Origin of the sequence: Candidatus Thiothrix phosphatis (genome assembly GCF_035668035.1) — a bacterium.
Lineage (GTDB): Bacteria > Pseudomonadota > Gammaproteobacteria > Thiotrichales > Thiotrichaceae > Thiothrix > Thiothrix phosphatis.
Map to the genome: position 1 here is coordinate 126,356 of NZ_JAYMYJ010000160.1, position 20,620 is coordinate 146,975.

At 54.1% G+C, this 20,620-nt stretch carries 12 protein-coding genes; 9 read left to right on the forward strand and 3 right to left on the reverse strand.

The genetic code is table 11. From position 1 onward, the window contains the following. Positions 1–5 precede the first annotated feature (5 nt). Positions 6–2,297 (forward strand): YncE family protein, encoded by a 2,292-nt coding sequence (locus VSS37_RS21340; RefSeq protein WP_324698535.1) that lies wholly within the window; start codon positions 6–8, stop codon positions 2,295–2,297. A gap of 57 nt (positions 2,298–2,354) precedes the next feature. Here VSS37_RS21340 and VSS37_RS21345 read toward each other — a convergent pair whose 3' ends face one another. Both VSS37_RS21345 and VSS37_RS21350 read right to left on the reverse strand, forming a co-directional pair. Next, on the reverse strand, positions 2,355–4,109 hold the full coding sequence (locus VSS37_RS21345; RefSeq protein ID WP_324698537.1) for an endonuclease: 1,755 nt from the start codon (positions 4,107–4,109) through the stop codon (positions 2,355–2,357). 100 nt (positions 4,110–4,209) lie between these two features. Further along, positions 4,210–4,674 carry a phosphate-starvation-inducible protein PsiE gene (locus VSS37_RS21350; RefSeq protein WP_324698539.1) on the reverse strand — a complete coding sequence of 155 codons (465 nt, stop codon included), beginning with the start codon at positions 4,672–4,674 and terminating at the stop codon, positions 4,210–4,212. A 182-nt stretch (positions 4,675–4,856) separates the two neighbouring features. On the opposite strand from VSS37_RS21350, the gene VSS37_RS21355 reads away from it, so the two are divergent. The 3 genes from VSS37_RS21355 to VSS37_RS21365 are packed head-to-tail and all read left to right on the forward strand — an operon-like array spanning position 4,857 to position 9,476. Continuing rightward, positions 4,857–7,760, forward strand: coding sequence for a molybdopterin oxidoreductase family protein (locus VSS37_RS21355; protein WP_324698541.1), 2,904 nt, complete (start codon positions 4,857–4,859; stop codon positions 7,758–7,760). After that, a complete protein-coding gene (locus VSS37_RS21360; RefSeq protein ID WP_324698543.1) occupies positions 7,757–8,488 on the forward strand; it encodes a 4Fe-4S dicluster domain-containing protein in 732 nt (243 codons plus the stop codon). Before VSS37_RS21355 ends, VSS37_RS21360 begins: the two co-directional genes overlap by 4 nt. Before the next feature lie 13 nt (positions 8,489–8,501). Beyond that, positions 8,502–9,476: a dimethyl sulfoxide reductase anchor subunit family protein gene (locus VSS37_RS21365; protein ID WP_324698545.1), complete on the forward strand. Its 975-nt coding sequence runs from the start codon at positions 8,502–8,504 to the stop codon at positions 9,474–9,476. Between the two features lie 175 nt (positions 9,477–9,651). Here the strand turns inward: VSS37_RS21365 and VSS37_RS21370 are convergent, their stop codons facing one another. Beyond that, positions 9,652–11,520 (reverse strand): 3'-5' exonuclease, encoded by a 1,869-nt coding sequence (locus VSS37_RS21370; protein ID WP_324698547.1) that lies wholly within the window; start codon positions 11,518–11,520, stop codon positions 9,652–9,654. Between the two features lie 276 nt (positions 11,521–11,796). Between VSS37_RS21370 and VSS37_RS21375 the strand changes: the two genes are divergently transcribed. From VSS37_RS21375 to VSS37_RS21395, 5 genes are read left to right on the forward strand one after another with little or no spacing between them, the layout of a single operon-like run. Next, positions 11,797–12,957 (forward strand): cysteine desulfurase family protein, encoded by a 1,161-nt coding sequence (locus VSS37_RS21375; protein ID WP_324698549.1) that lies wholly within the window; start codon positions 11,797–11,799, stop codon positions 12,955–12,957. Next, positions 12,958–13,893, forward strand: coding sequence for a DUF4007 family protein (locus VSS37_RS21380; RefSeq protein WP_324698551.1), 936 nt, complete (start codon positions 12,958–12,960; stop codon positions 13,891–13,893). After that, positions 13,890–17,336 carry a hypothetical protein gene (locus VSS37_RS21385; RefSeq protein ID WP_324698553.1) on the forward strand — a complete coding sequence of 1,149 codons (3,447 nt, stop codon included), beginning with the start codon at positions 13,890–13,892 and terminating at the stop codon, positions 17,334–17,336. The genes VSS37_RS21380 and VSS37_RS21385 overlap by 4 nt, the downstream gene beginning before the upstream one ends. After that, positions 17,333–18,181 (forward strand): phosphoadenosine phosphosulfate reductase domain-containing protein, encoded by an 849-nt coding sequence (locus VSS37_RS21390; RefSeq protein ID WP_324698555.1) that lies wholly within the window; start codon positions 17,333–17,335, stop codon positions 18,179–18,181. Before VSS37_RS21385 ends, VSS37_RS21390 begins: the two co-directional genes overlap by 4 nt. A 3-nt stretch (positions 18,182–18,184) precedes the next feature. Further along, positions 18,185–20,605 (forward strand): phosphorothioated DNA-binding restriction endonuclease family protein, encoded by a 2,421-nt coding sequence (locus VSS37_RS21395; protein WP_324698557.1) that lies wholly within the window; start codon positions 18,185–18,187, stop codon positions 20,603–20,605. The last annotated feature ends 15 nt before the right edge of the window (positions 20,606–20,620 follow it).

Consider the following 20,620-nt stretch of genomic DNA (forward strand, 5'->3'; position numbering starts at 1 on the left):
TAATCATGAAAACCAATAATATTTTGCCGCTTTTTGTGGCGACAACGCTGCTGACGGCGTGCGGGGGAGGGGGTTCCTCTTCCTCCACTACGGGGGGCACCACCACCAATAACGGCGGCACCACCACCAACAACAATACGACCGTGCTGGCGGATGCGGGCAGCGTCTATTCCGGTAGCCGCAACACCGTACTGCTGACCACTGCCAACAGCATGGAATTTGTCAACCTGGTGTTTGGCACCGAAAACATCAATGGCAATATTTCCGCCCGTCCGCAGGGTGATGCTGCGGGCGCGGCGGACGCTGCCAGCAGCAGTGTGCTGCAATTGCAACGGGAGCTTTCCGCGCTGGCGGCGGACACGATAGCAACGCAACGTTACCAAGCGCGCGGTTACAGCTTGTCGAAGGCATGCCCTGGCGGCGGTTCTGTCGCGGCGTCCGGCAACCTCAGCGATACGGATTACACCGGCACCTTGCAGGTCACATACAACCAGTGCCAAAGCGAAAACGTCCTGACCAATGGCTCGGCCTTGCTGGTGATCCACGCTTTCGACATTGTGCGGCAGACGCCGTCCGCCTATACGGTCAGCATGAAAGGGCTGGGCGTCCGGGTGGATAACGTCCCCTATTCCGTCACCGGCACTTTACGCACAGATGCCAACCCGGAAATCGGCCAAGAAACCCTGACCATCAACCAGTACCAACTCAATTTGAGCACGGGCAAACAGCAGTTGGCGGAAAATGTCAAAATGGTGGCGGAAACCTCAGGTTCCACCACGATCAGCGGCAAGTTCTGCGACGGCACGGATGGCTGCGTCAACACGGCAACCGTCACGCCCTTCCAGTTTGGTGATGATGGTGTCCCGCTGGAAGGTGAAATGCTCATGAATGGTGCCGCCAACAGCAAAATCCAGGTGATTGCGGATGGTTATGACTATTCCGTCACGCCGCCGCAGCGCAAGTTGCGGGTCAATGTGGACAGCAATGGGGATGGCATGTATGAGGCGCTATCCAGCCGTAGCGAGTCCGTGCTCAAGAATTTCTCTGTCACCGTCAATACAGCGCCCACGGCGGTCGCTTCCACCCACGCATCCATTGCCTTGGGCGGCACACTGGCGCTGAACGGCACCCGCAGCACCGACCCCGAAGGCGACTTCCTCAGCTATCAATGGACGGTGGAATCCGCCCCGGCAGGCAGCGCCGCCGCCATTGTCAACGCTGACAATGCCAACGCCTCCTTCACGCCTGACAAGCAGGGTGCCTATGAATTCAGCCTGAAAGTCACCGATGCGTTGGGCAACACCGATCTGGCGACGGCCAACACCACCGTGTTGGGTTTGGCGCGCCCGCTCAATTACAGTGTGGTGGACGCGGCTTACAGCAATAAGTTGAACCGGGTGGTGACAGTGGGCAGCCAGCCGGACAATGTCCTTAACATCATTAACCCGGCCACCGGTGCCCAGCAGGCCGTACCGTTGGAATTGCCGCCAACCAGCGTCGCCATCAGCCCGGATGGCAAGATTGCCGTGGTTGGCCACAAGGGTGCCATTTCGCAGGTCAGCCTGACCGGGGAAACGGTGCTGAACTTTTATGACGGCCTGGGCTTTGATGTGTTTGACATCGCCTATGGGGAGAACGGGGTTGCCTATGCCACGGCTCCGGCCAATATGCAGTGGAGCTACCTCTACGCCATCGACTTGGCCACCGGCGCAGTCCAGGAAGAATCCGCTGTCGGCAACCACCTGCTGTATGGCGGCGCGCACCTGCAATTGGTCAGCAGCCTGGATGCGGTCTACACGCTGGACAGCAAGCATTCGCCTGAAGACTTGAACCATTATGATGTCAGCACAACGCTGCCGGTTTGGCTCAATGACTCCCCGTATGATGGCGAGTACGAACTGGGCGGAATCCAGAGCAACCTATGGGCGACGGAAGACGGCATGTATCTGCTCACTGCAGGCGGAACCCTATTCCAGACCGCCGCCCAGCAAGGTGCCGACATGCGCTACCAGCGCACCCTGTCGGATGCGGATGGGACTGGCCATCTGGTGTTTGCCGACCATTCCCAACAGGCCGCCAAATTTGTGGTGGTGGAAGCCGGGGATGACGGTTCATACAGCCTGAAAACCTACACCAGCCCACTGCTCAATTTGCAGAGCAGCCTATCGCTGAGTGGCGTCACCCTCAGTGGCGGCGATGAAGCCATCAAAGCGGGCTTTGCCTTCTTCAACGCCAGCGGGACGGAGCATTACGCCATCCTGCAACAAGGCGACGGCTACTATTTGATGAAGTTCTAATAACCTGAACTGACGGGGCAGGCACAGGGGCGCATTCAACATGCGCCCCTTGCCGTTTCAGGCCATGCCTGGTGTGAAATCAATCTTGTCCGCCCATTCCGGGTGGTCAATCAGCGGGTTGCGGTTGCCCTGCTGGGCGTGCACGGCCGCATTGCGGTGCTGCTCATACGCATCCGGCGGGGAACTGTTGTGCCAAGCCAGCAGCATGGGCAGGCGTTCCCGTTGCATTTCGCGCGCCTCATTCCCCACCACGCCAGGGTAGCGCAGCAGGAAATACAGGACAGCGCGCGCCACCGTCCCTTTGCCGCTGACCGGCTCGAATTTGTCCTCATTGCGCTTGCCGCAGGCGTCGCGCAGCGCCTCCTCGAAATCCGGGAAATCGTAATACGGCGTATTGCCACGGAAACTGTTGCAGCCGCTTTCGCAGGCGAACAGGTGGTGCATGTCGCCGCGCATCGGCTCTTTTTTCTGGAACCAGGATTGCGGCACCACATGCTCGCAGTTGTAAGGCAGGGAGGTTTCCAGCAGATCCAGTTCCTGCTCCAGGCGCTCCCGGCCCAGGCTGGCTTCGTGCAGCAGCGCCTCGCGCAGGCGTTCCGAGCGCTGTTGGCCGATGCGGAAGTCTTCCCGGATCAGTTCTGCCGGGTCAAAATCCTGGCCGGAATAAATGCTGCGGATTTTCAGGTCTGGGTGTAAATCCACCCAAGGGTAAACGTTCTGGCTGGGGTTGTAGGTGAATGTGCGGGGATGCGTGGTGCGCACCAGTTCGCTGAGTTGGGCGTAAAAGTCCGCAGGCTGCGCGTCGGCCTGGACAGCCTGGTAATAGGCTTGCGCCGCTGCTTGGTCTTCCGTGGCGTTGTAATAATCGCGCCCGGCGGCTTCGGCCAGGGTTGCAAGCGCGGCATCCAGTTCGGGGTTGGCGGGTGCCGCATCCGGCTGGGAAGCCGTGGCCGTGAACAGGCCAGCGCACAGTTCCTGCTGTTCCGGGGTGAGGGGCTGCGCCTTGATGTGGGCGACGATCTGGCTGATGCGCACGCCTTCGTTGGCTTTCCAGGCAATGCGCTGTTCGCCCATGGATGGTTCCCACACTTGCCCGTCGGTGGTGAGGATGCGGTTTTGCCCATCGCGTTGCGGCACGCCGGAATGGTGCAGCGCCACCACTTCCCAATGGTCATTGAACACCGGCGAGCCGGAGGAGCCGGGGGCGGTGTCGGTGCGGTATTGCAGGAACTGTTCCAGTTCGTCGATCACTTGGTTTTCGCGCAGGGCAAGCTGTTTGGGTTCGCCATTGGGATGCTGGATGATGTTGACCCATTCGCCCAGCATCGGTTTGATGGGCGTTTCGGTCAGTGGCAGCCAGCCGTAGGCGGCAAGCGCGGGGTCAGGGCCTAATGCCACCAACGTATAGTCCAGTTCCTCATCGGTCAGGAACAGGCTGTCCGGGTCTAGCGGAAAGCTGGCGCTAGGGCCTGTGTTGCCGGATGCGCCCAGCTCGTAATTGAATTCGGCCTGGCATTTGGCCGCATCCGCCGCATTGCCCAGCACATGGTTGTTGGTCAGCAGCAGGCGCGGCGACGCCAGAAAGCCGGTGCCGTAACCCAGCCGGACGCCATCCGCCGAGTAGATGTGAATCCGCGCCACGGGGCGGGCGGCGGCCAGTGCCTGATGCAGGTACAGGATGGGAACCAGGTCATTGCTTCCCAAGATGCGTTTGGGTGCCAGTTTGGCCCGGTTCGCGCGTTCCTGGAAACGTTGGGTGTAGCGTTGTTCGGTCGCTTGCAGGATGCTGTGGTAGCGGTTGGCTGTATTCATGAGGAGTCTCCCCCGATGGTTAGGTTTGTCGGCTAATCATGAGACACTGCCTCTGGTTGTTTTGTTTTACTTTTGTCCCGGTTGCCTCATGTTTCATTTGTCATGATGACAGTGTTTCCCCGTGGTCGCTCACGTCCTGCCGTGCGGAAGGGCTTTCCATGTCCGACGTGAAGCGCTTTTCGCTGAAACGCAGCACCAGCGTCGCCAGTGACAGCAGCAGGATCGCCGCCACAATGGTGATGATCTTCATATTGTCGAAGCCTTTCAGGTCGATTGCCAGATAGCGCGTCAACGCGGTCATGGAGATAAACAGCAAGAAAATCACCGGCAGCCGGTGAGTGCGGAAAAAAATCCCCACCATCGCCCCAAGCTCCAAGTAGATGAACAGCAACAGGATGTCATCCAGGGTTGCATAAGGCTTGCTCATGATGTCGGCGATATAAGTATGGATCGCCGTCCAGACGATTGTGCCGCCAATCACAAACAGCCCCAGAATATGGAAAACCTCTACCGCAAAGTCGCCCAGTTTCCCCAGCAACTCACCTATAGTCCGTATACGCCGCATAATATTCCCTCCTCATCAGCACACTTTTGATTAAAGCACACGATTCGTGACAGGGTAATCTATTGTTAAATAAATAATTTCTATTTATATAGATAAAATGGGTTATTGATTCCTTAACCCATCTCAAGCACTATCGGGCTACACTGTATTTCAGTAAATCCTTATTTAGTTACATACTGATTATGACTACCCAAACTAGCCAGGCTACCGAGATCAAAAGCACCACTTGTTACATGTGTGCGTGCCGCTGCGGTATCAACGTCCACCTCAAGAACGGTGAGGTGAAATACATCGAAGGCAACCCAGACCATCCGCTCAACAAGGGCGTGATCTGCGCGAAGGGTTCCTCCGGCATCATGAAGCAATATTCCCCCGCGCGTCTGACCCAGCCGCTGCGCCGCAAAGCCAATGCGACCCGTGGCGAAGGCCAGTTCGAACCCATCACTTGGGAAGAAGCGTTCGACACGCTGGCAACCCGCCTCAAACACATTCGGGAAACCGACCCGAAAAAATTCGGCCTGTTCACCGGCCGTGACCAGATGCAGGCACTGACCGGCCTGTTCGCCAAGCAGTTCGGTACGCCGAACTATGCAGCACACGGCGGTTTCTGCTCGGTCAATATGGCGGCGGGCATGATCTATTCCATCGGCGGTTCCTTCTGGGAATTTGGTGGGCCTGACCTGCATCACGCCAAGCTGTTTGTGATGATCGGCACGGCGGAAGACCACCATTCCAACCCGCTGAAAATCGAGCTTTCCCAGTTCAAGCGCAACGGCGGGCGCATGATTGCGATCAACCCGGTGCGTACCGGCTATGCAGCCGTTGCGGATGAATGGATTCCAATCCGCCCTGGCACCGATGGCGCGCTGCTGCTGGCGATCATCCGTGAAATCATCGAGCAGGGCCTGTACGACCGCGACTTCGTGGTGAACTACACCAACGGGCCGGAACTGGTCAATATGGACCCGAAAAACCGTGAATACGGCATGTTCCTGCGCTTCGAAGTCCCGTTGGAAGAAGGCTGTTTCGACCCGCAGAACAAGCTGTGGTGGGATCGTGAATTGAACAAGCCGATTTCCACCCATACGCCGGGCGCTGACCCATTCCTGACCGGCGAATTCAAACTGAAGGACGGCACCCCGGTAAAGCCCTCCTTCCAGTTGCTGCGTGAGCGCGTCGAAGCCTACTCCGCTGAATGGGCGGAAGACATTACCGGCATCCCGGCTGCCACCATCAAGCGGCTGGCGCACGAGATGGGCATCACCGCGCGCGACCAGAAGATCGAACTGCCGATTGCCTGGACGGACGTGTGGGGCAACGAACACGATCATGTCACCGGCAATCCGGTGGCATTTCACGCCATGCGCGGCCTCGCGGCACATTCCAACGGTTTCCAGACCATCCGTGCACTCAGCATCCTGATGTCGCTGCTCGGCACCATCGACCGCCCAGGTGGTTTCCGCCACAAAGCGCCGTATCCGCGCCCGATTCCGCCTTGCCCGAAAACACCGACTTCACCGGATGATGTCAAGCCGAACACACCGCTGGAAGGCGTTCCGCTGGGCTGGCCTGCCGACCCGGATGACTTGTTCGTTGATGATCAGGGCGAGCCGGTGCGTATCGACAAGGGCTTCTCCTGGGAATACCCGCTTTCCGTGCACGGCCTGATGCATAACGTTATTACCAATGCGTGGCGCGGCGACCCGTACAAGTTGGACACCTTGCTGATTTTCATGGCGAACATGGCGTGGAACTCGTCCATGAACACCAGCGAAGTGCGCAAGATGCTGGCGGACAAGGACGAAAACGGCGAGTACAAGATTCCGTTCCTGGTGGTGTGCGATGCGTTCCATTCGGAAATGACCGCGTTCGCCGACCTGATTCTGCCGGACACCACTTATCTGGAACGCTACGATGTCATGTCGATGCTCGACCGGCCAATTTCCGAATATGATGGCCCGGTCGACTCTGTGCGCATCCCGATCCTGCCACCGACTGGCGATTGCAAGCCGTTCCAGGAAGTGCTGATCGAGCTGGGTTCACGCATGCAACTCCCTGCCTTCGTTGATGCCAATGGCAAGCGCAAATTCCGCGATTACCCGGATTTCATTGTCAATTTTGAAACCGCACCCGGCTCCGGCATCGGTTTCTTAAGCGGCTGGCGCGGGCAGAGCGGCGAAAAAACCATGCGTGGCGCACCTAACCCGAACCAGTGGGAGCGTTACGCCAAGAACAACTGCATGCACCATTACGTGCTGCCGAAGTCCTACCAGTACATGCGCAACTGGAACATGGGTTATCTGCGCTGGGCGAAGGAAAACGGCCTGACCCGTTACGCCGAGCCGATCCACATCCACCTGTATTCCGAAGTGCTGCACAAATTCCGCCGCGCCGCACAAGGCATTTCCCACGGCAAGCAGCCGCCGGATCGTCTGCGCAAGCGTGTGGAACGCTTCTTCGATGCGCTGCCGTTCTACTACGAGCCGCTGGAAAACGAGATGATCAATAAGCATGATTATCCGCTCAGTGCCCTGACCCAACGGCCGATGGCGATGTACCACTCGTGGGATTCGCAGAACGCGTGGCTGCGGCAGATTCATGCACACAATTATTTGCACATGCACCCAAGCGTGGGCGCGAAATACGGCTTCGAGGACGGCGACTGGATCTGGGCTGAATCCGTGCATGGCCGCGTGCGTTGTCAGGCACGTTACTCGCAATCGGTCGAGCCGAACACGGTCTGGACGTGGAACGCCATCGGCAAGGCGTCCGGCGCTTGGGGTCTGGAAAAGGACGCCAACGAATGCCAGCGCGGTTTCCTGCTCAACCACCTCATCGGCGAAGAGCTACCCAACCAGCCGGAAGGCCAGCACTATTCCAACTCCGATCCGCTGACCGGCCAGGCGGCCTGGTTTGATGTGCGCGTGAAAGTGTACAAGGCGGACAAAAAGGAACAGGGCTCCACCTTCCCGCAGTTCCAGACCCAGCCTCGTTACCCCGGTATGGCCAAGCCAGTAGGCAAGTGGCAAACCTTTATCGGTGGTTCCGGCCTGTTCAAGAATCGCTTCAAGAGGGGTAAAGCATGACTCAGTTAGCCCTGGTTATTGACCTGAACGTCTGCGTAGGCTGTAGCGCCTGCGTCACCTCCTGCAAGGAATGGAACACCTCCGGCTCCGGCGGCGGTGGCATGGTCGACAAAAACCCATACGGCAAAGACCCGACCGGCACCTTCTTCAATCGTGTACAGACGTTTGAAGTGGGCGAATATCCGAAAGTGGAAACGGTCCACTTTCCGAAAAGCTGCCTGCATTGCGAAGACCCACCATGCGTGCCGGTATGCCCGACAGGTGCGAGCTACAAACGCAAGGAAGACGGTATCGTGCTGGTCGATTACGACAAGTGCATCGGCTGCAAATACTGCTCATGGGCCTGCCCATACGGCGCGCGCGAAATCGACGAAAAGCAGAAGGTCATGAAGAAATGCACCCTGTGCGTCGACCGCATTTACGACATGAGCCTGCCGGAAGAGCGCCGCAAGCCTTCCTGTGTGCTGGCCTGCCCGACCAGTGCGCGTTTGTTTGGCGATGTACATGACCCGGATTCCGAAGTTTCCACCGCAATCGCCGAGCGTGGCGGCTATCAGTTGCAGCCGGAATGGGGAACCCGCCCGGCCAACCATTACCTGCCCCGGCAGAAAACCAAGTCGCATGTGACCGAAGAGTCCCTGCACCGTGTCGACAACCCGTTGAAGAAAGAAGAACAGCGTGCCCCGGCCAGCGCCGACCTGCCGACGCTGGACGACTTCCTGTTCTAAGGAGATTTTACCCATGCACCCTGCTTTTTCGGTCATTTTCCTGACGACGCTGATCGGCGCGGGCCAGGGCCTGTTTCTGGCGCTGTATACCGGCCAGGTTTACAACACCTTCGGCGTGGTGGGCGATGCCGCCCCGCTAAACCTGTACCTTACCGGCACCCTGATCGTGCTGGTGCTGATGGGGCTTGGTTTGTTTGCGTCCTTCTTCCATTTGGGCCGCCCGGAACGCGCCTGGCGTGCAGCAACCAAGTGGAAAACCTCCTGGCTGGCGCGTGAAGTGATTGTGCTGCCCGCCTTCAGCGGCATGGCGTTCATCTGGGGCGCGTTGCATCACTTCGGGATTGATCCGGTTCTCACCACCACCGGCGCGGTGGAAATCAGGTTGACCCTGGTGGTTGGGTTGCTGGCGGGGTTGCTGTCATTGCTGCTGTACCTGTGCACCGGCATGGTTTACGCGGCGATCAGATTCATCCAGGAATGGGCGTCGCCGCTGACCATCATCAACTATACCTTGCTGGGGCTGGCTTCCGGTTTTACCTTGGCGGCGACGTTGGGGGGCTATTTCAACAGCAGCCTGACCAATGCGTATGCGGGCTGGGCGCTGGTGTTCACGCTGGCGGGGTTTGTCATGCGCATGTTTTCGCTGCGCCGCAATGCCAACCTCAAGCGCAAGAGCACCCTCAGCACCGCAATTGGCGTGCGCCACCCGAACATCCGCCAGATTTCGCAGGGGGCGATGGGCGGCTCGTTCAATACCCGTGAATTCTTCCACCACAAAAGCCCGCAGTTTGTGCAGGCGGTGAAAGTGTTTTTCCTGATCGCTGCCTTTATCGCGCCGGTGACGCTGGTGGTGATCGGCTGGTCAAACCAGATGCTGGCGCTGCTGGCGGTGGCGGTGCTGGTGCAATATGTCGGATTGCTGGCGGAACGCTGGTTTTTCTTCGCACAGGCGAACCATCCGCAGAATTTGTACTACCAGGCGACGTGATTTTGGGGCTGGTTGGTGGCCATGGCAGGGCGTTTGCTGGTGAAGCTGGTTCTATTACGTGGTGGTTTACATGACCTCTAAACATCTGGTTTTGGCGGGTTATGATTTAGATGCGTTGACGGGTTCCTTGCTGGAAGCCAGCTGAAAGTTGGTTGCATCTAGGAATTGGATTTGTTTAGGCTTCGATGCCTTCCGATAGGGCATGGGTAAAGTCTGTCTCCCGGTGGCTGGTCAATAACAGCCTGTCGGTTGAGCGGGTCATGCCGACATACAGGAGTTTTGCTTCATCAGGCGCTGTTGTCTGGTCAGTGTCGATGAAACCCACGCCTGCAATCACAACCAAGGAAAACTCCAACCCTTTGCTGCTATGAAGGGTCATCAATTTCACACTGTCGGCCATGGGGTTGAAACGCTTCTTGCTGGCTGAATCGCTTAACCAGTGGCAGGGGATAGAGGCTGACGATAACGCTTGATACAACTCTCGCCCCTGCGGGACATGGCGGTAAAGCACAGCCATGTCAGCCCATGGGATTCCCTTGCTGTCATGCCAATGTTGCAGCCAATGTGTGATCCTGGCGACTTCTGCCCCGAAGCTTGGAAAAATGCGCAGTTCTGGGTTGAAGCTATGGTGGCCAACAGCTTGTGGTTCAATCAGTGGTATATGGTCGTCATCGCTGTCTTGGGGCTGCAAAAATTGGCGGGCAAACCGATACGCAAAGCTGAAAACCTCATCGGTATTGCGGTAGTTGAGCTTGAGGATGGTGGTGCGCCCCTGGGCTTTGACGCCGACACTGGAAAGGCTGAATTTCAGTTGTTTCTGCGGCTGATAAATCGACTGGGCGTCATCGTACAGCAGCAACAGGGAGTCAGTTTCCGGATCCACCATGCCACTGATCAGTTTGAGCCATTCCGGTTCGAAATCATGGCCTTCATCGATCATGATGGCACCGTACTGGGCGCGGGGGATCCGCCCATTTTCGACAGAAGCGATGACTGCGCCAACCAACGCATTCACGTATTCCATTCCCTGCGCTTGCGGGCGGTCAATGTGGTAGGCGCGTAACTGTTCACCACACCAATCATGGAAATGGTAAACGCTGACTTTATCGTTGACGCCTTTTTCCTCCATCAGCGTGCGTAGGCGGGCGGCAAGGGCAATGTTGTAGCACAGCACCAGGATAGGCTTATGCAGCAGTTTCGCCAGATACAGGCAGCGGTAACCCAGAATCAACGTCTTGCCTGAACCCGAGACGCCATGGATGACACGGTGCCCATTCCCCATGCTCCGGGCCAATTGCTCCTGCTGCATATCCATGACCTTGATGATGTCTGGCAAGAGTGTGTCAGCCTGCGCTGGTTCTGACGCTTCGCTGCTGCCCGCCAGTGGGTCAGCGAATAGGCTGCCTTGTCCAGCGATACGGATTTCGGGGAAGATATGCCAGCGGATGCGGTCGATCTGCGGCACGCTCAACGGCTTGCTGAACTGATAGTCAAACATGTTCCACAAACATTGCTGAAAATCTTCTGGATCCGTGTTTTCCTGCATTTCATCCCGGCACAGGACACGGTTCCACGGCAACACTTCAGGCAGGTCAGTGCTGGAAAATTGCTGGCGGGTAATCTGGCTCAACACCACTCCGTAACCGTAGGGGAACACGAGTTTTCCCTGATGCTTGCCGCCATGCATGATCAGTTGCGGGTCTTGCTCCAATTGCTGTATCAGTTTGTAGGCACATTGCCTTGCCTGTTCCAGCGGGTTTGCAACCGTTTTCAAACCGTTATCCGTGAGCAAGGTTGCGGAAACCTTGTCGATGGAGCGGATATGCTCCAGCTTCCAATCTTTCACCTCCAGCAATAACAGGCCGCGCCAAGGATGGACGATAATGAAGTCGGCATAGCGCTGCCGAAAGCCGCTGCCGACACGCGGCTCATACCAGCACAGGTAATCATTTTCCAGCAATTGCTCCAACCGCCGGGCGAAGCGCTTTTCGCCGGAAGTCATCTTGCTGATGCAACTGTTCAGGGAAGGGATCAGGGTAGCCATGATTGTTGTAACTGTTTCGACCATACGATATGGCGTCAAGTATATACCACTGCCTTGCTGGACGAATAACCGCCTATCTTTTAAGTAATTCCAGCATTTTTATTATAAAAATATAATCATAAATATTGATAATCAATGGTGGCCTGATGTAAATTTACCCTACCTGTTTCACGCTGTATTCTTTGGGCAAAGCGCTCTATTGGCTATGTTTCATACATATCTCCGGGCTTAATGTTTTACAGGTTTTCTCATTTTTCGCTAAGTAATTGAGTGTTAATGAATAAACAACCCCTATACTTGGATGCGGCATCAACTACGCCTGTTGCGCCGGAAGCCATAGCGGCAATGCTTTGCTACCTAGGGTCTAGCGGGTGTTACTACAATCCCTCATCTACAAATCACCTGCCCGGCCAAGAGGCAGCAGCCTCCGTAGACACGTTCCGCACAGCGATTGCCACGGCTATTGGCTGCGAACCAGAAGAGGTTGTGTTCACATCAGGCGCAACAGAAGCAAATAACCTGGCCTTAAGGGGCATAGCGCACACCCATGCAAGCCAAGGCAAGCACATAATTACATCGCTCATTGAACACAAATCAGTCCTGGAAACATGCCGGTCGCTAGAGCGGGAAGGCTTTACGCTAACCTACCTAAGGCCGGATAGCGGGGGGACGATAAACCCTGATGCTGTAAAAAATGCTTTGCGCCCTGATACCTTGCTGGTTTCGCTGCTCCATACCAATAATGAAACTGGGGTGATCCAGCCAGTTGGGGAAATTGCCAGTTTGCTGGCGGACGCTGGGGTGCTATTTCATGTCGATGCTGCCCAGGCAGTTGGCAAGTTGCCCCTCAACCTGAGCGAAACCCCCATTGATTTGCTTTCACTGTCTGCCCATAAATTCCATGGCCCCAAGGGGGTGGGATGTTTGGTTATCCGCAATCGCCGCCATCTGCGCCTAGAACCTCTATTGACTGGTGGCGGGCAAGAATTTGGGCTGCGTTCCGGAACATTGGCCACCCATCAGATTGCTGGAATGAGTGTGGCCTTGCAGCTTGCCACCAAGCATCAAGCACAAGACCACTCACACGTTTCAACGCTGAATAGACTATTTATTGAGCAGCTCGAACAAAATTTTGCTATAAAAATACACGGCGATAGAGAACGAAGTTCACCTTATATTGTCAATTTTTCCATCTATGGCATTAGCAGCGATGCGTTGATAAACCAACTCGCCACAGAGGTGGCCTTATCATCCGGGTCTGCTTGCGCCTCGGGAACTGTCGACCCCTCTTATGTGTTACGGGCAATGGGGATCGAAGGGGATGCGTTGTATGGGGCTGTCAGGGCAAGTTTCAGCCGTTACCACACAATGGCAGACATTTCACTGGCGGTGGAGCGCATTGTTGCTGCTGTGCGCCGGATGCAGGAATTGGATTGAATGAAACTGAACAAGAACAAAACGGCCTTTGGGCGGCACGAAACCTTCCCCTTGCGGTATGGCTGGCTGACCAAAGGTGTGGAAGTTATTGGCAAGCAAAAGGGCATTTTTCAGGAACGCGAACACGAAACAGCCATGACCGAGTTGGGGTTGGGGCGCAACATGGTCAATGCCCTGCACTACTGGTTACACGTTACCGGATTAGCCACCTTCGTTGGTGGTGACGGATCAGTTTCCCCGCTAGGTAAGGCTTTGCTGGGCAAAGAAGGCGACCCTTACCTGGAAGATGAAGCCACATTGTGGATCGTGCATTGGTTGATTGCCTCCAATGCCGAGTGGGCGACAGGGTTTTTCTGGTTCTTCAACCACTATTCCGCGCCACGTTTCCGCGACAAGGACGCCCTGCAAGCCCTGGAAGATTTCGTGGCACAAGAATTGGGCTTGAAGCGGGCACACACTACGCTGAAATCTGATATATCAACTTTACTACGCATGTACTCACCTGTTGCCAGTCGTGGTGGAGAAGAACACCTCGATTCACCCTTGGCGTCCTTGCAATTGGTGAATATCGACGAAGGCTATGGTTACAACAGTTTGCGGACGTCGCGCCCCTTTTTGCCAACGGTAGCCATGCACTTTGCCCTGCAACAACGCTTTGCTGAACACGCAGGCAAACACCAAAACGCTAAAGAAGCCGCCATTCCTGTGCGTGACCTGCTTTATGGCGGCAGTGGTTGGGCGGCTCCTGGCGCTATATTCCGCTTGAATGAAGATGGCCTGATGACGTGTTTGCATCAGATGATGGAAGATTACCCGCGCATGTATGAATTGCGCGATACGGCAGGCGTCAACCAGCTTTACCGTTTGACCCCCCCGCAACGGCCTGAAACTGTGTTGGCCAATTACTACCAGCACTACAAGGGGGAAGCGGCATGAGTGGCTTGAGCGAACAAATCCGTTTGCGGGCAGGCTACACCCGTTCCGTCAATTTGCAGCGTGATGTGGGCAATCTGGAGTTGGTAAAGGCTTATTTGCCAACAGCCAAATCGTTGCAAGCCTTGGAGCAAGTGACCGACAGCTTGAGTGATGCGCCTGCTGACCGGGCACTGGCATTAATCGGCCCTTACGGCTCGGGAAAATCCGCCTTTGCCTTGTTCCTTTCCGCATTACTGGCTGGGAATGATGACCCGCTACGCCAGGCTGCGTTAACCGTCTTGGCGCAGCATGACCATGCCAAGGCATTGCTGCCACACTTCAAGCAACCCGCTGTTGGCGAACGCGGCTTTTTGCGCGTCGTGGTTAATGGCATCCCAACATCCTTGAGCAAGCAATTGCTGGCGGCCTTTGCCCATGCAATGGAGCAGCAAGGTATGGACAAAGCCTTTCAGCGCAAAGTCCTGACAGCCGCCCAAGATGCTACGCCACCAACGATGGATCGCGTCATCGCGCTGATCGAAGAGATTCAGTTGGAGTGGGCGATCCTGGGTGGGGCGGGCGTATTGCTCGAAATTGATGAACTGGGCAAGTTCCTCGAATATGAAGCGTACCACCCGCAAAACCGCGAAATCCATTTGCTGCAACTGTTGGCGGAACACGCCCATCAAGGTGGGGATGCGCCCTTGCACATCGTGGTCATGCTGCACCAATCGTTTGAGCATTACACACAACGTTTGGGCAAACACCTGCGGGACGAATGGCAGAAAATTCAGGGGCGTTTCAATACGCTGGCATTCCTTGAACCTGCTGAACAGGCATTACGGATTGTCGCCGCCGCATTTGACGGCCACTGCCCGTTACCCGCCGCCACCCAAACACAACTGGACATTTGGGCAACAGTACTGGCCGAAGAAGGGGCGCTCCCACATGGCATGGACAAACCCAATGCCCAAGCCCTGTTTGCACAATGCTATCCCTTGCACCCCCTGACGACGCTGATATTGCCGACCTTGTGCCAGAAGGTTGCCCAGAATGAACGCACCCTGTTTTCATACTTGGGTAGCCAGGAACCATTTGGCCTACGTCACCGGCTTGCCCAGTTGCATGTGGGTGAATGGGTCATGCCTGCCGATTTGTATGACTACTTTATGCTGAATCATCCCGGCGGTTTCTCAGATCCCCTGACCTACCATCGCTGGGTGGAAGTGGTGACAGCGCTGGAACGTTTTGATGCTGCCCCAAATGACCCTGCTGTTGGTTTGCTGAAAGTTATCGGCTTGCTGAATCTGGTGGGCAGCCAACGTGGCCTGAAAGCCAGCCAGCCCATTTTGCAACTGGCTTTTGGTGAAAGCCTGCCACAACATAGCCAGCGGTTGCTGGATGCCTCCATTATCCATTTCCGCAGTTTCAACCAGGAATACCGTGTCTGGCAGGGCAGTGATTTCGACTTGGCCGGTAGTTTGCGGCAAGCAAGGGTGGAGTTTGAAAACCTGCCACTGGCGGACAAACTCAACGCGCTCGCACCGTTCAAGTCTGTAGTGGCACGCCGCGCCACCATTGAAAAGGGCACATTACGCAGCTTCTCGCCGTATTTTGCTTCCCACCTTACCCGCAATAAAGCCAAGCTGGGGCAAACATCCCCGCGCATCGTGTTTTACCTCGCTGAAGAGGGCGAAGTGTTGCCGGACATGAACACGTTCGGCCAATACGACGTGGTTGCAGTATGCCACTCCACCGAACGGCTGCGGGAAGCCGTCATCACCCAATTGGCCTTGCAGGAATTGCCCAAGCATCACGCAGCCCTGCACCAAGACCCGGTGGCGCAGCGTGAATACCGGGACTGGCTGCACAATGCCGAAATAGAAACCAGCAAGCGTTTACGGAGCTTTCTGGAAGAACCGGAATCCCTGCAATGGTCTGCGAATGGCAAGGCATGGACTGTGCTTAACCGCCGCAGTTTGCAGGGGCAGTTATCCACATGGATGAAGGAGTCTTGCTACCCGAAAGCGCCGCTGATCCGCAATGAGTTGGCCAATTGGGACAAGCCATCCCCTAGTGCCAATACTGGGCGCAAACGCCTGATCAACGCCATGCTCACCTCGGCTGACCAGCCCTATCTGGGGATTGAGAAAACGCCTGCGGAAATGAGCTTGTATTTGTCATTGCTTTACGCAACAGAGTTGCATCGGCAAGAAAAAGGGCGTTGGGGATTTCATGCGCCCGCTCCAGAGGATGTGCTGGACAATGGGAAATTGCTATTCCAGATCCCTAATAGTTTGCAGCCGATGTGGGAAGCCATCACCCAATTGCTGGGCAATGCAGGCGCAAGGCAAGTGCCACTCACCGAAATCTACAATGCCTTGCGGCAACCGCCCTTCGGCATCAAGCTGGGGGTATTGCCGGTTATCCTGGTTGCCTATTTCCTGGCCTATCGTCGTGAAGTGGCGCTGTATCAGGAAGGCGTATTCTCCGATGACATGTCCTTGGCGCAAGCAGAACTCCTGTGCCGTCGCCCCGAGCTGTTTGCACTGGAACGTTTCGAGTTGAAAGGTGTGCGCGGCGACTTGTTTGACCAGTACATGGGGACAGTGGTTGGCAAGGTGCGCGAAGACGCCTCCCTATTGGACATCGTGGGGCCGTTGGTGCGTTTTGTTTCCAATTTGCCGCCCTACACCATGCGTTGTTCAGGTTTGAGTGCGGATGCCGAGCGGGTACGCAAGGTGTTCGCCCAGGCGAAAAGTCCGGGGGCCTTGTTGTTCAATGAGTTGCCTCAGGCTTGTGGGCTTGCCGTTGATGCATTTGAGTCCGGCGACGCGGTGTTGGTGGAAAGCTTTATCCAGCGTTTGGTGGCCGTTTTGCGCGAGCTGAATGCCGCCTACGGGACACTATTGGAGCATTGGCAGGCGCAGTTAAACCAGGTGTTGCTGGATGGGGCGATGCCTGACCTGCCGTCACTACGGGCGGAGTTGGCAAAGCGTTATGCGGGGTTGGACAAATACGCGACTGACCAGAAAGGGGTTGGGGCGTTCATCCGTCGCCTTGGGGATTCTGGGTATGACTCTGACCAGGCTTGGCTGGAATCCATCGCCACATTGGTTGAGGGCGTCCCACCGAAAAAATGGGCGGATGAGAACCGCTTGCAGGCAGGCTTGCGGCTGGAAGAGCGTGGGCAACAGTTGCGGGATTTGATCAAGCTGCGGTTGGCTGTTCCCAATGCTGACAATGCCCAGGGCACCGTTTTGATCCGATGGGTGGACACCACGCATGGGGAAAGAAGCCGGGTGGTGCAACTCTCGGACTCCCAGCGGAAAGCTGTTGAAAAGCGGGTGGGGGAAATTGCCAAAGGATTGGATGGGCTTAACGAATCCGAACAACTGGCCATTATTGCCAGCCTGTTGGGGCGTTTATCACAAAAAGAGCAAATGGAAGAGGTTCAGTCATGAATGATTTAACGGAAAAGAAACCTGTGCGGCATTTACTGGGTTTGTCGGGTGGCAAGGATAGTTCCGCGCTGGCCATTTATATCCGTGACAAATATCCAGAAATCCACGAAAAAATGGAGTATTTTTTTTCAGATACAGGAGCAGAACTCCCCGAAACCTTGGAATATATTGATAAACTGGAAGATTATCTGTGCAAGCCAATAGTTAGACTCCTACCTGATGGATTCAAAGAGAATCAAATTAAAAAGGAAAACTCCAATGAAGAAGATGGTCTTTTTGGTCACTATCTGAAATTACATAAGAATTATCTTCCATCGCCACAACAACGATGGTGTACAATTAATCTAAAATTAATTCCTTTTGAAAGATTCGTTGGCAATGACGAGGCAATTAGTTATATAGGTATTCGTGCAGACGAGCCTGATAGGGTTGGTTATATTTCAAGTAAGCCTAATATAAAAACGCGAATGCCATTCAGAGAGGATGGTTTGGACAAGGAAGATATTTTTAAAATACTTGAATCTTCTGGTATAGGCATTCCTGAATATTATAAATGGAGAAGTAGGTCTGGTTGCTATTTTTGTTTTTTTCAACGAAAAGAAGAATGGATTGGTTTGAAAAAAAATCATCCAGATTTATTTGAAAGAGCTAAAAAATATGAACAGTTAGATGAAGATACAGATATTCGCTACACCTGGAGTTCTGTAGGTACTTTGGAAGAATTAATATCAAGACCTGATAGTGTGTCTTCAAAAAAAATTATAAAAAAATCAAAGCGGCTAATGGATATTGTTGAGGATACTGATGACGACGCTGATGGAGGGTGCTTGATTTGCACGTTGTAACATATGAAGAGTATCTTTGATCAATTTTCTAATATATCAGTTTATAAAGAGAATGGAGAATATTTTCTTCACAAGCCTTTATTGTTGCTGTCTTATTTAGGTTTTTGTTGGAACAACAGAGAGCGACTCATTTCTTATAATGAAGCCGATAAAGAATTGACGACATTGTTTGATGCTTTTTATCCGGCTGGCTCTGAATACAACAATACACATTATCCATTTGGAAAGCTTGAAAATGATGGCATATGGGAAGTAGAAGGAAGTTCAACTTTAAAAAGAACATCTGTCGGGCATTTAATTAAAAGCGAATTGATAAATTTCAGTATTAGGGCTGGTTTTACAAAAGAAATATATGATACTTTATCGGAAAATAAATATTTACTCCTAGATATAGTGAGTTTACTACTGGGACGTTATTTTCCACCAGAAAAACATCAGGGGCTGCGTGCTGCGGTAGGGCTACCGGACGCAGGCCATACAAGGGCGCACGATATATTGTATGGAGTGAAGCAAGATATGGGGACTATAGAAGAATTACCAATGCCAGCGGAGGCAAAACAAGATAACCGTGTTAATGACGGTAATTTGAATTTGCTTGATATGATTGCGACGTTCAGGTCAAAAAATAAAGACCAACAAAATGCTTACATCAGCTACTTGAATTCTTTGCATAACCTCTCTGCCGATGGTTCAAATGCCTTGGCGGAGTCACAAGCATTGAACCCTTATTTCGATGAGTTATATGTTGCATTCCCACTAGTCGAAACCGTTAAGGAGGCTCTGACCTCTGGTGAGGAAAAGGTCATTGTCTTGACTGGCCATGCTGGCGACGGCAAGTCCACGGTCGCCCTGGATGTCTTTAAGCATTTGAACGGTTACGTACCCAAACAGCCACTTCAGCACAAATTGAAGGAGTTGGAGGAGGTACGATCTGGTGACCGGAAGATTTCCATTGTCAAAGACATGAGTGAATTGGGGGCAAAAGAACGGGTAAGCTGGCTAGATAGTGCTTTTGACAAACCGGGGAGCTGGTTAATCATTAGCAACACTGGGCCGTTGCTGGACAGTTTGTCCGGTTACGTCCGGGAATATCACAACGGTGCTGATAGTGGTTGGATTGAAAATGAAGTCCTGAAAAAGCTGGACACCCCTTACCAGAAAACAAATTTGCCGACGCATACCCTGCAACTCCCTGAGGTCAGCAAACCCCTGGTGATTCTCAATATGACGCGCCTGAACAACGTGGACTTGGGTGCACAAGTATTGGAGAAAATGCTGTCGCACTCCGGCTGGTCAAAATGCCAAGGGTGTGATGTGGAGGATAGTTGCCCATTGCGCAAAAATCGCCAAGCCTTGCGGCAACAGGATATTACTGACCGGGTACGTTGGGTTTATCAACGGCTTACAGCTTATGAACAGCGCCTGACCTTACGCCAGATTGTCGCCCATCTGGCTTATTCGGTAACTGGCGGATTGGATTGCACCCAAGCCCGTACCTCTGCCTATGACACCCAAGCCAGTAACGGCGAGGTGAATGTCGGGCTGGAAAACATCTTGTTCAGCGAAAGCTTTTTTGGCTACAAGAATGGTGAAGTGAATAAAAAGGCAGGGACTTTAAAAGCCATTGAACTGATCCACCGTTTGGAGTTTGGTAGCCCATTTGCGGTGGATTTCGAGCGCAAACTGATTGCCAATGATGACACCTCCTGGATTGATCTGCCACCTGCCTTGACTCCAGTCGCCAAACGCTGGCGGAATTATTCCCGCGAGGCGACAGGAATACGCTGGCGCTTTGCATTACGGCGCATGGCGTACCTTTACGGGCGACCCGTAAGCCAACATGAGCAAACGGGCTTCGAGTCGTTCCTGGATAACTTTTTGCAAGCCCCCAAACTGCGCCAGTTTGACCGTTGGCAACGCAAGGGGGAATTAGATTTGTCATCATCAGAACAGCGGGCATTCAAGAACAATATTCTGGACGTGCTATTGGAGGTTTACTCAGGATTCAATGCCGGGCAGTTCAAAGATTCCAATAATCGCCTCTATCTGACGTTGCGCCGACCAGATAAGGCAGTCGTGCAACCCGCACAAATGGTCATTGCCAGCTTCAATACCAATGATTTTTCCGTGGGCTACGACATACACCAACAATTGCCATTTTTACGTTACCGTGACGCCAAGCTAATGTTGAGCCTGCCATTGTTAGACTACATCCAAACATGCAGTATTGGCAGTATTGGCAATCAGCTTGTGCCCATTCATTTGGCGCAACTGGAATGGTTCCGCTCCAAACTATTAAAAATTTCAGAGCACGAAACGACAAATAATGACGAATTTATCGTGCTTAGTGCTGAAGTTGATGGCACTGTTAAAACTAGTCATTTTTACATCGATAAAAGTAAAAACACGTTGGAATTTGTATAAGGATTGGGGAGCTTT

Bases quoted from the DNA above. Each gene is read 5' to 3' on its own strand.
- VSS37_RS21355 (WP_324698541.1), top strand. From the start codon at position 4,857: ATGACTACCCAAACTAGCCAGGCTACCGAGATCAAAAGCACCACTTGT.
- VSS37_RS21340 (WP_324698535.1), top strand. From the start codon at position 6: ATGAAAACCAATAATATTTTGCCGCTTTTTGTGGCGACAACGCTGCTG.
- VSS37_RS21395 (WP_324698557.1), top strand. From the start codon at position 18,185: ATGAAGAGTATCTTTGATCAATTTTCTAATATATCAGTTTATAAAGAG.
- VSS37_RS21350 (WP_324698539.1), bottom strand. From the start codon at position 4,674: ATGCGGCGTATACGGACTATAGGTGAGTTGCTGGGGAAACTGGGCGAC.
- VSS37_RS21345 (WP_324698537.1), bottom strand. From the start codon at position 4,109: ATGAATACAGCCAACCGCTACCACAGCATCCTGCAAGCGACCGAACAA.
- VSS37_RS21365 (WP_324698545.1), top strand. From the start codon at position 8,502: ATGCACCCTGCTTTTTCGGTCATTTTCCTGACGACGCTGATCGGCGCG.
- VSS37_RS21390 (WP_324698555.1), top strand. From the start codon at position 17,333: ATGAATGATTTAACGGAAAAGAAACCTGTGCGGCATTTACTGGGTTTG.
- VSS37_RS21360 (WP_324698543.1), top strand. From the start codon at position 7,757: ATGACTCAGTTAGCCCTGGTTATTGACCTGAACGTCTGCGTAGGCTGT.
- VSS37_RS21370 (WP_324698547.1), bottom strand. From the start codon at position 11,520: ATGGCTACCCTGATCCCTTCCCTGAACAGTTGCATCAGCAAGATGACT.
- VSS37_RS21375 (WP_324698549.1), top strand. From the start codon at position 11,797: ATGAATAAACAACCCCTATACTTGGATGCGGCATCAACTACGCCTGTT.
- VSS37_RS21385 (WP_324698553.1), top strand. From the start codon at position 13,890: ATGAGTGGCTTGAGCGAACAAATCCGTTTGCGGGCAGGCTACACCCGT.
- VSS37_RS21380 (WP_324698551.1), top strand. From the start codon at position 12,958: ATGAAACTGAACAAGAACAAAACGGCCTTTGGGCGGCACGAAACCTTC.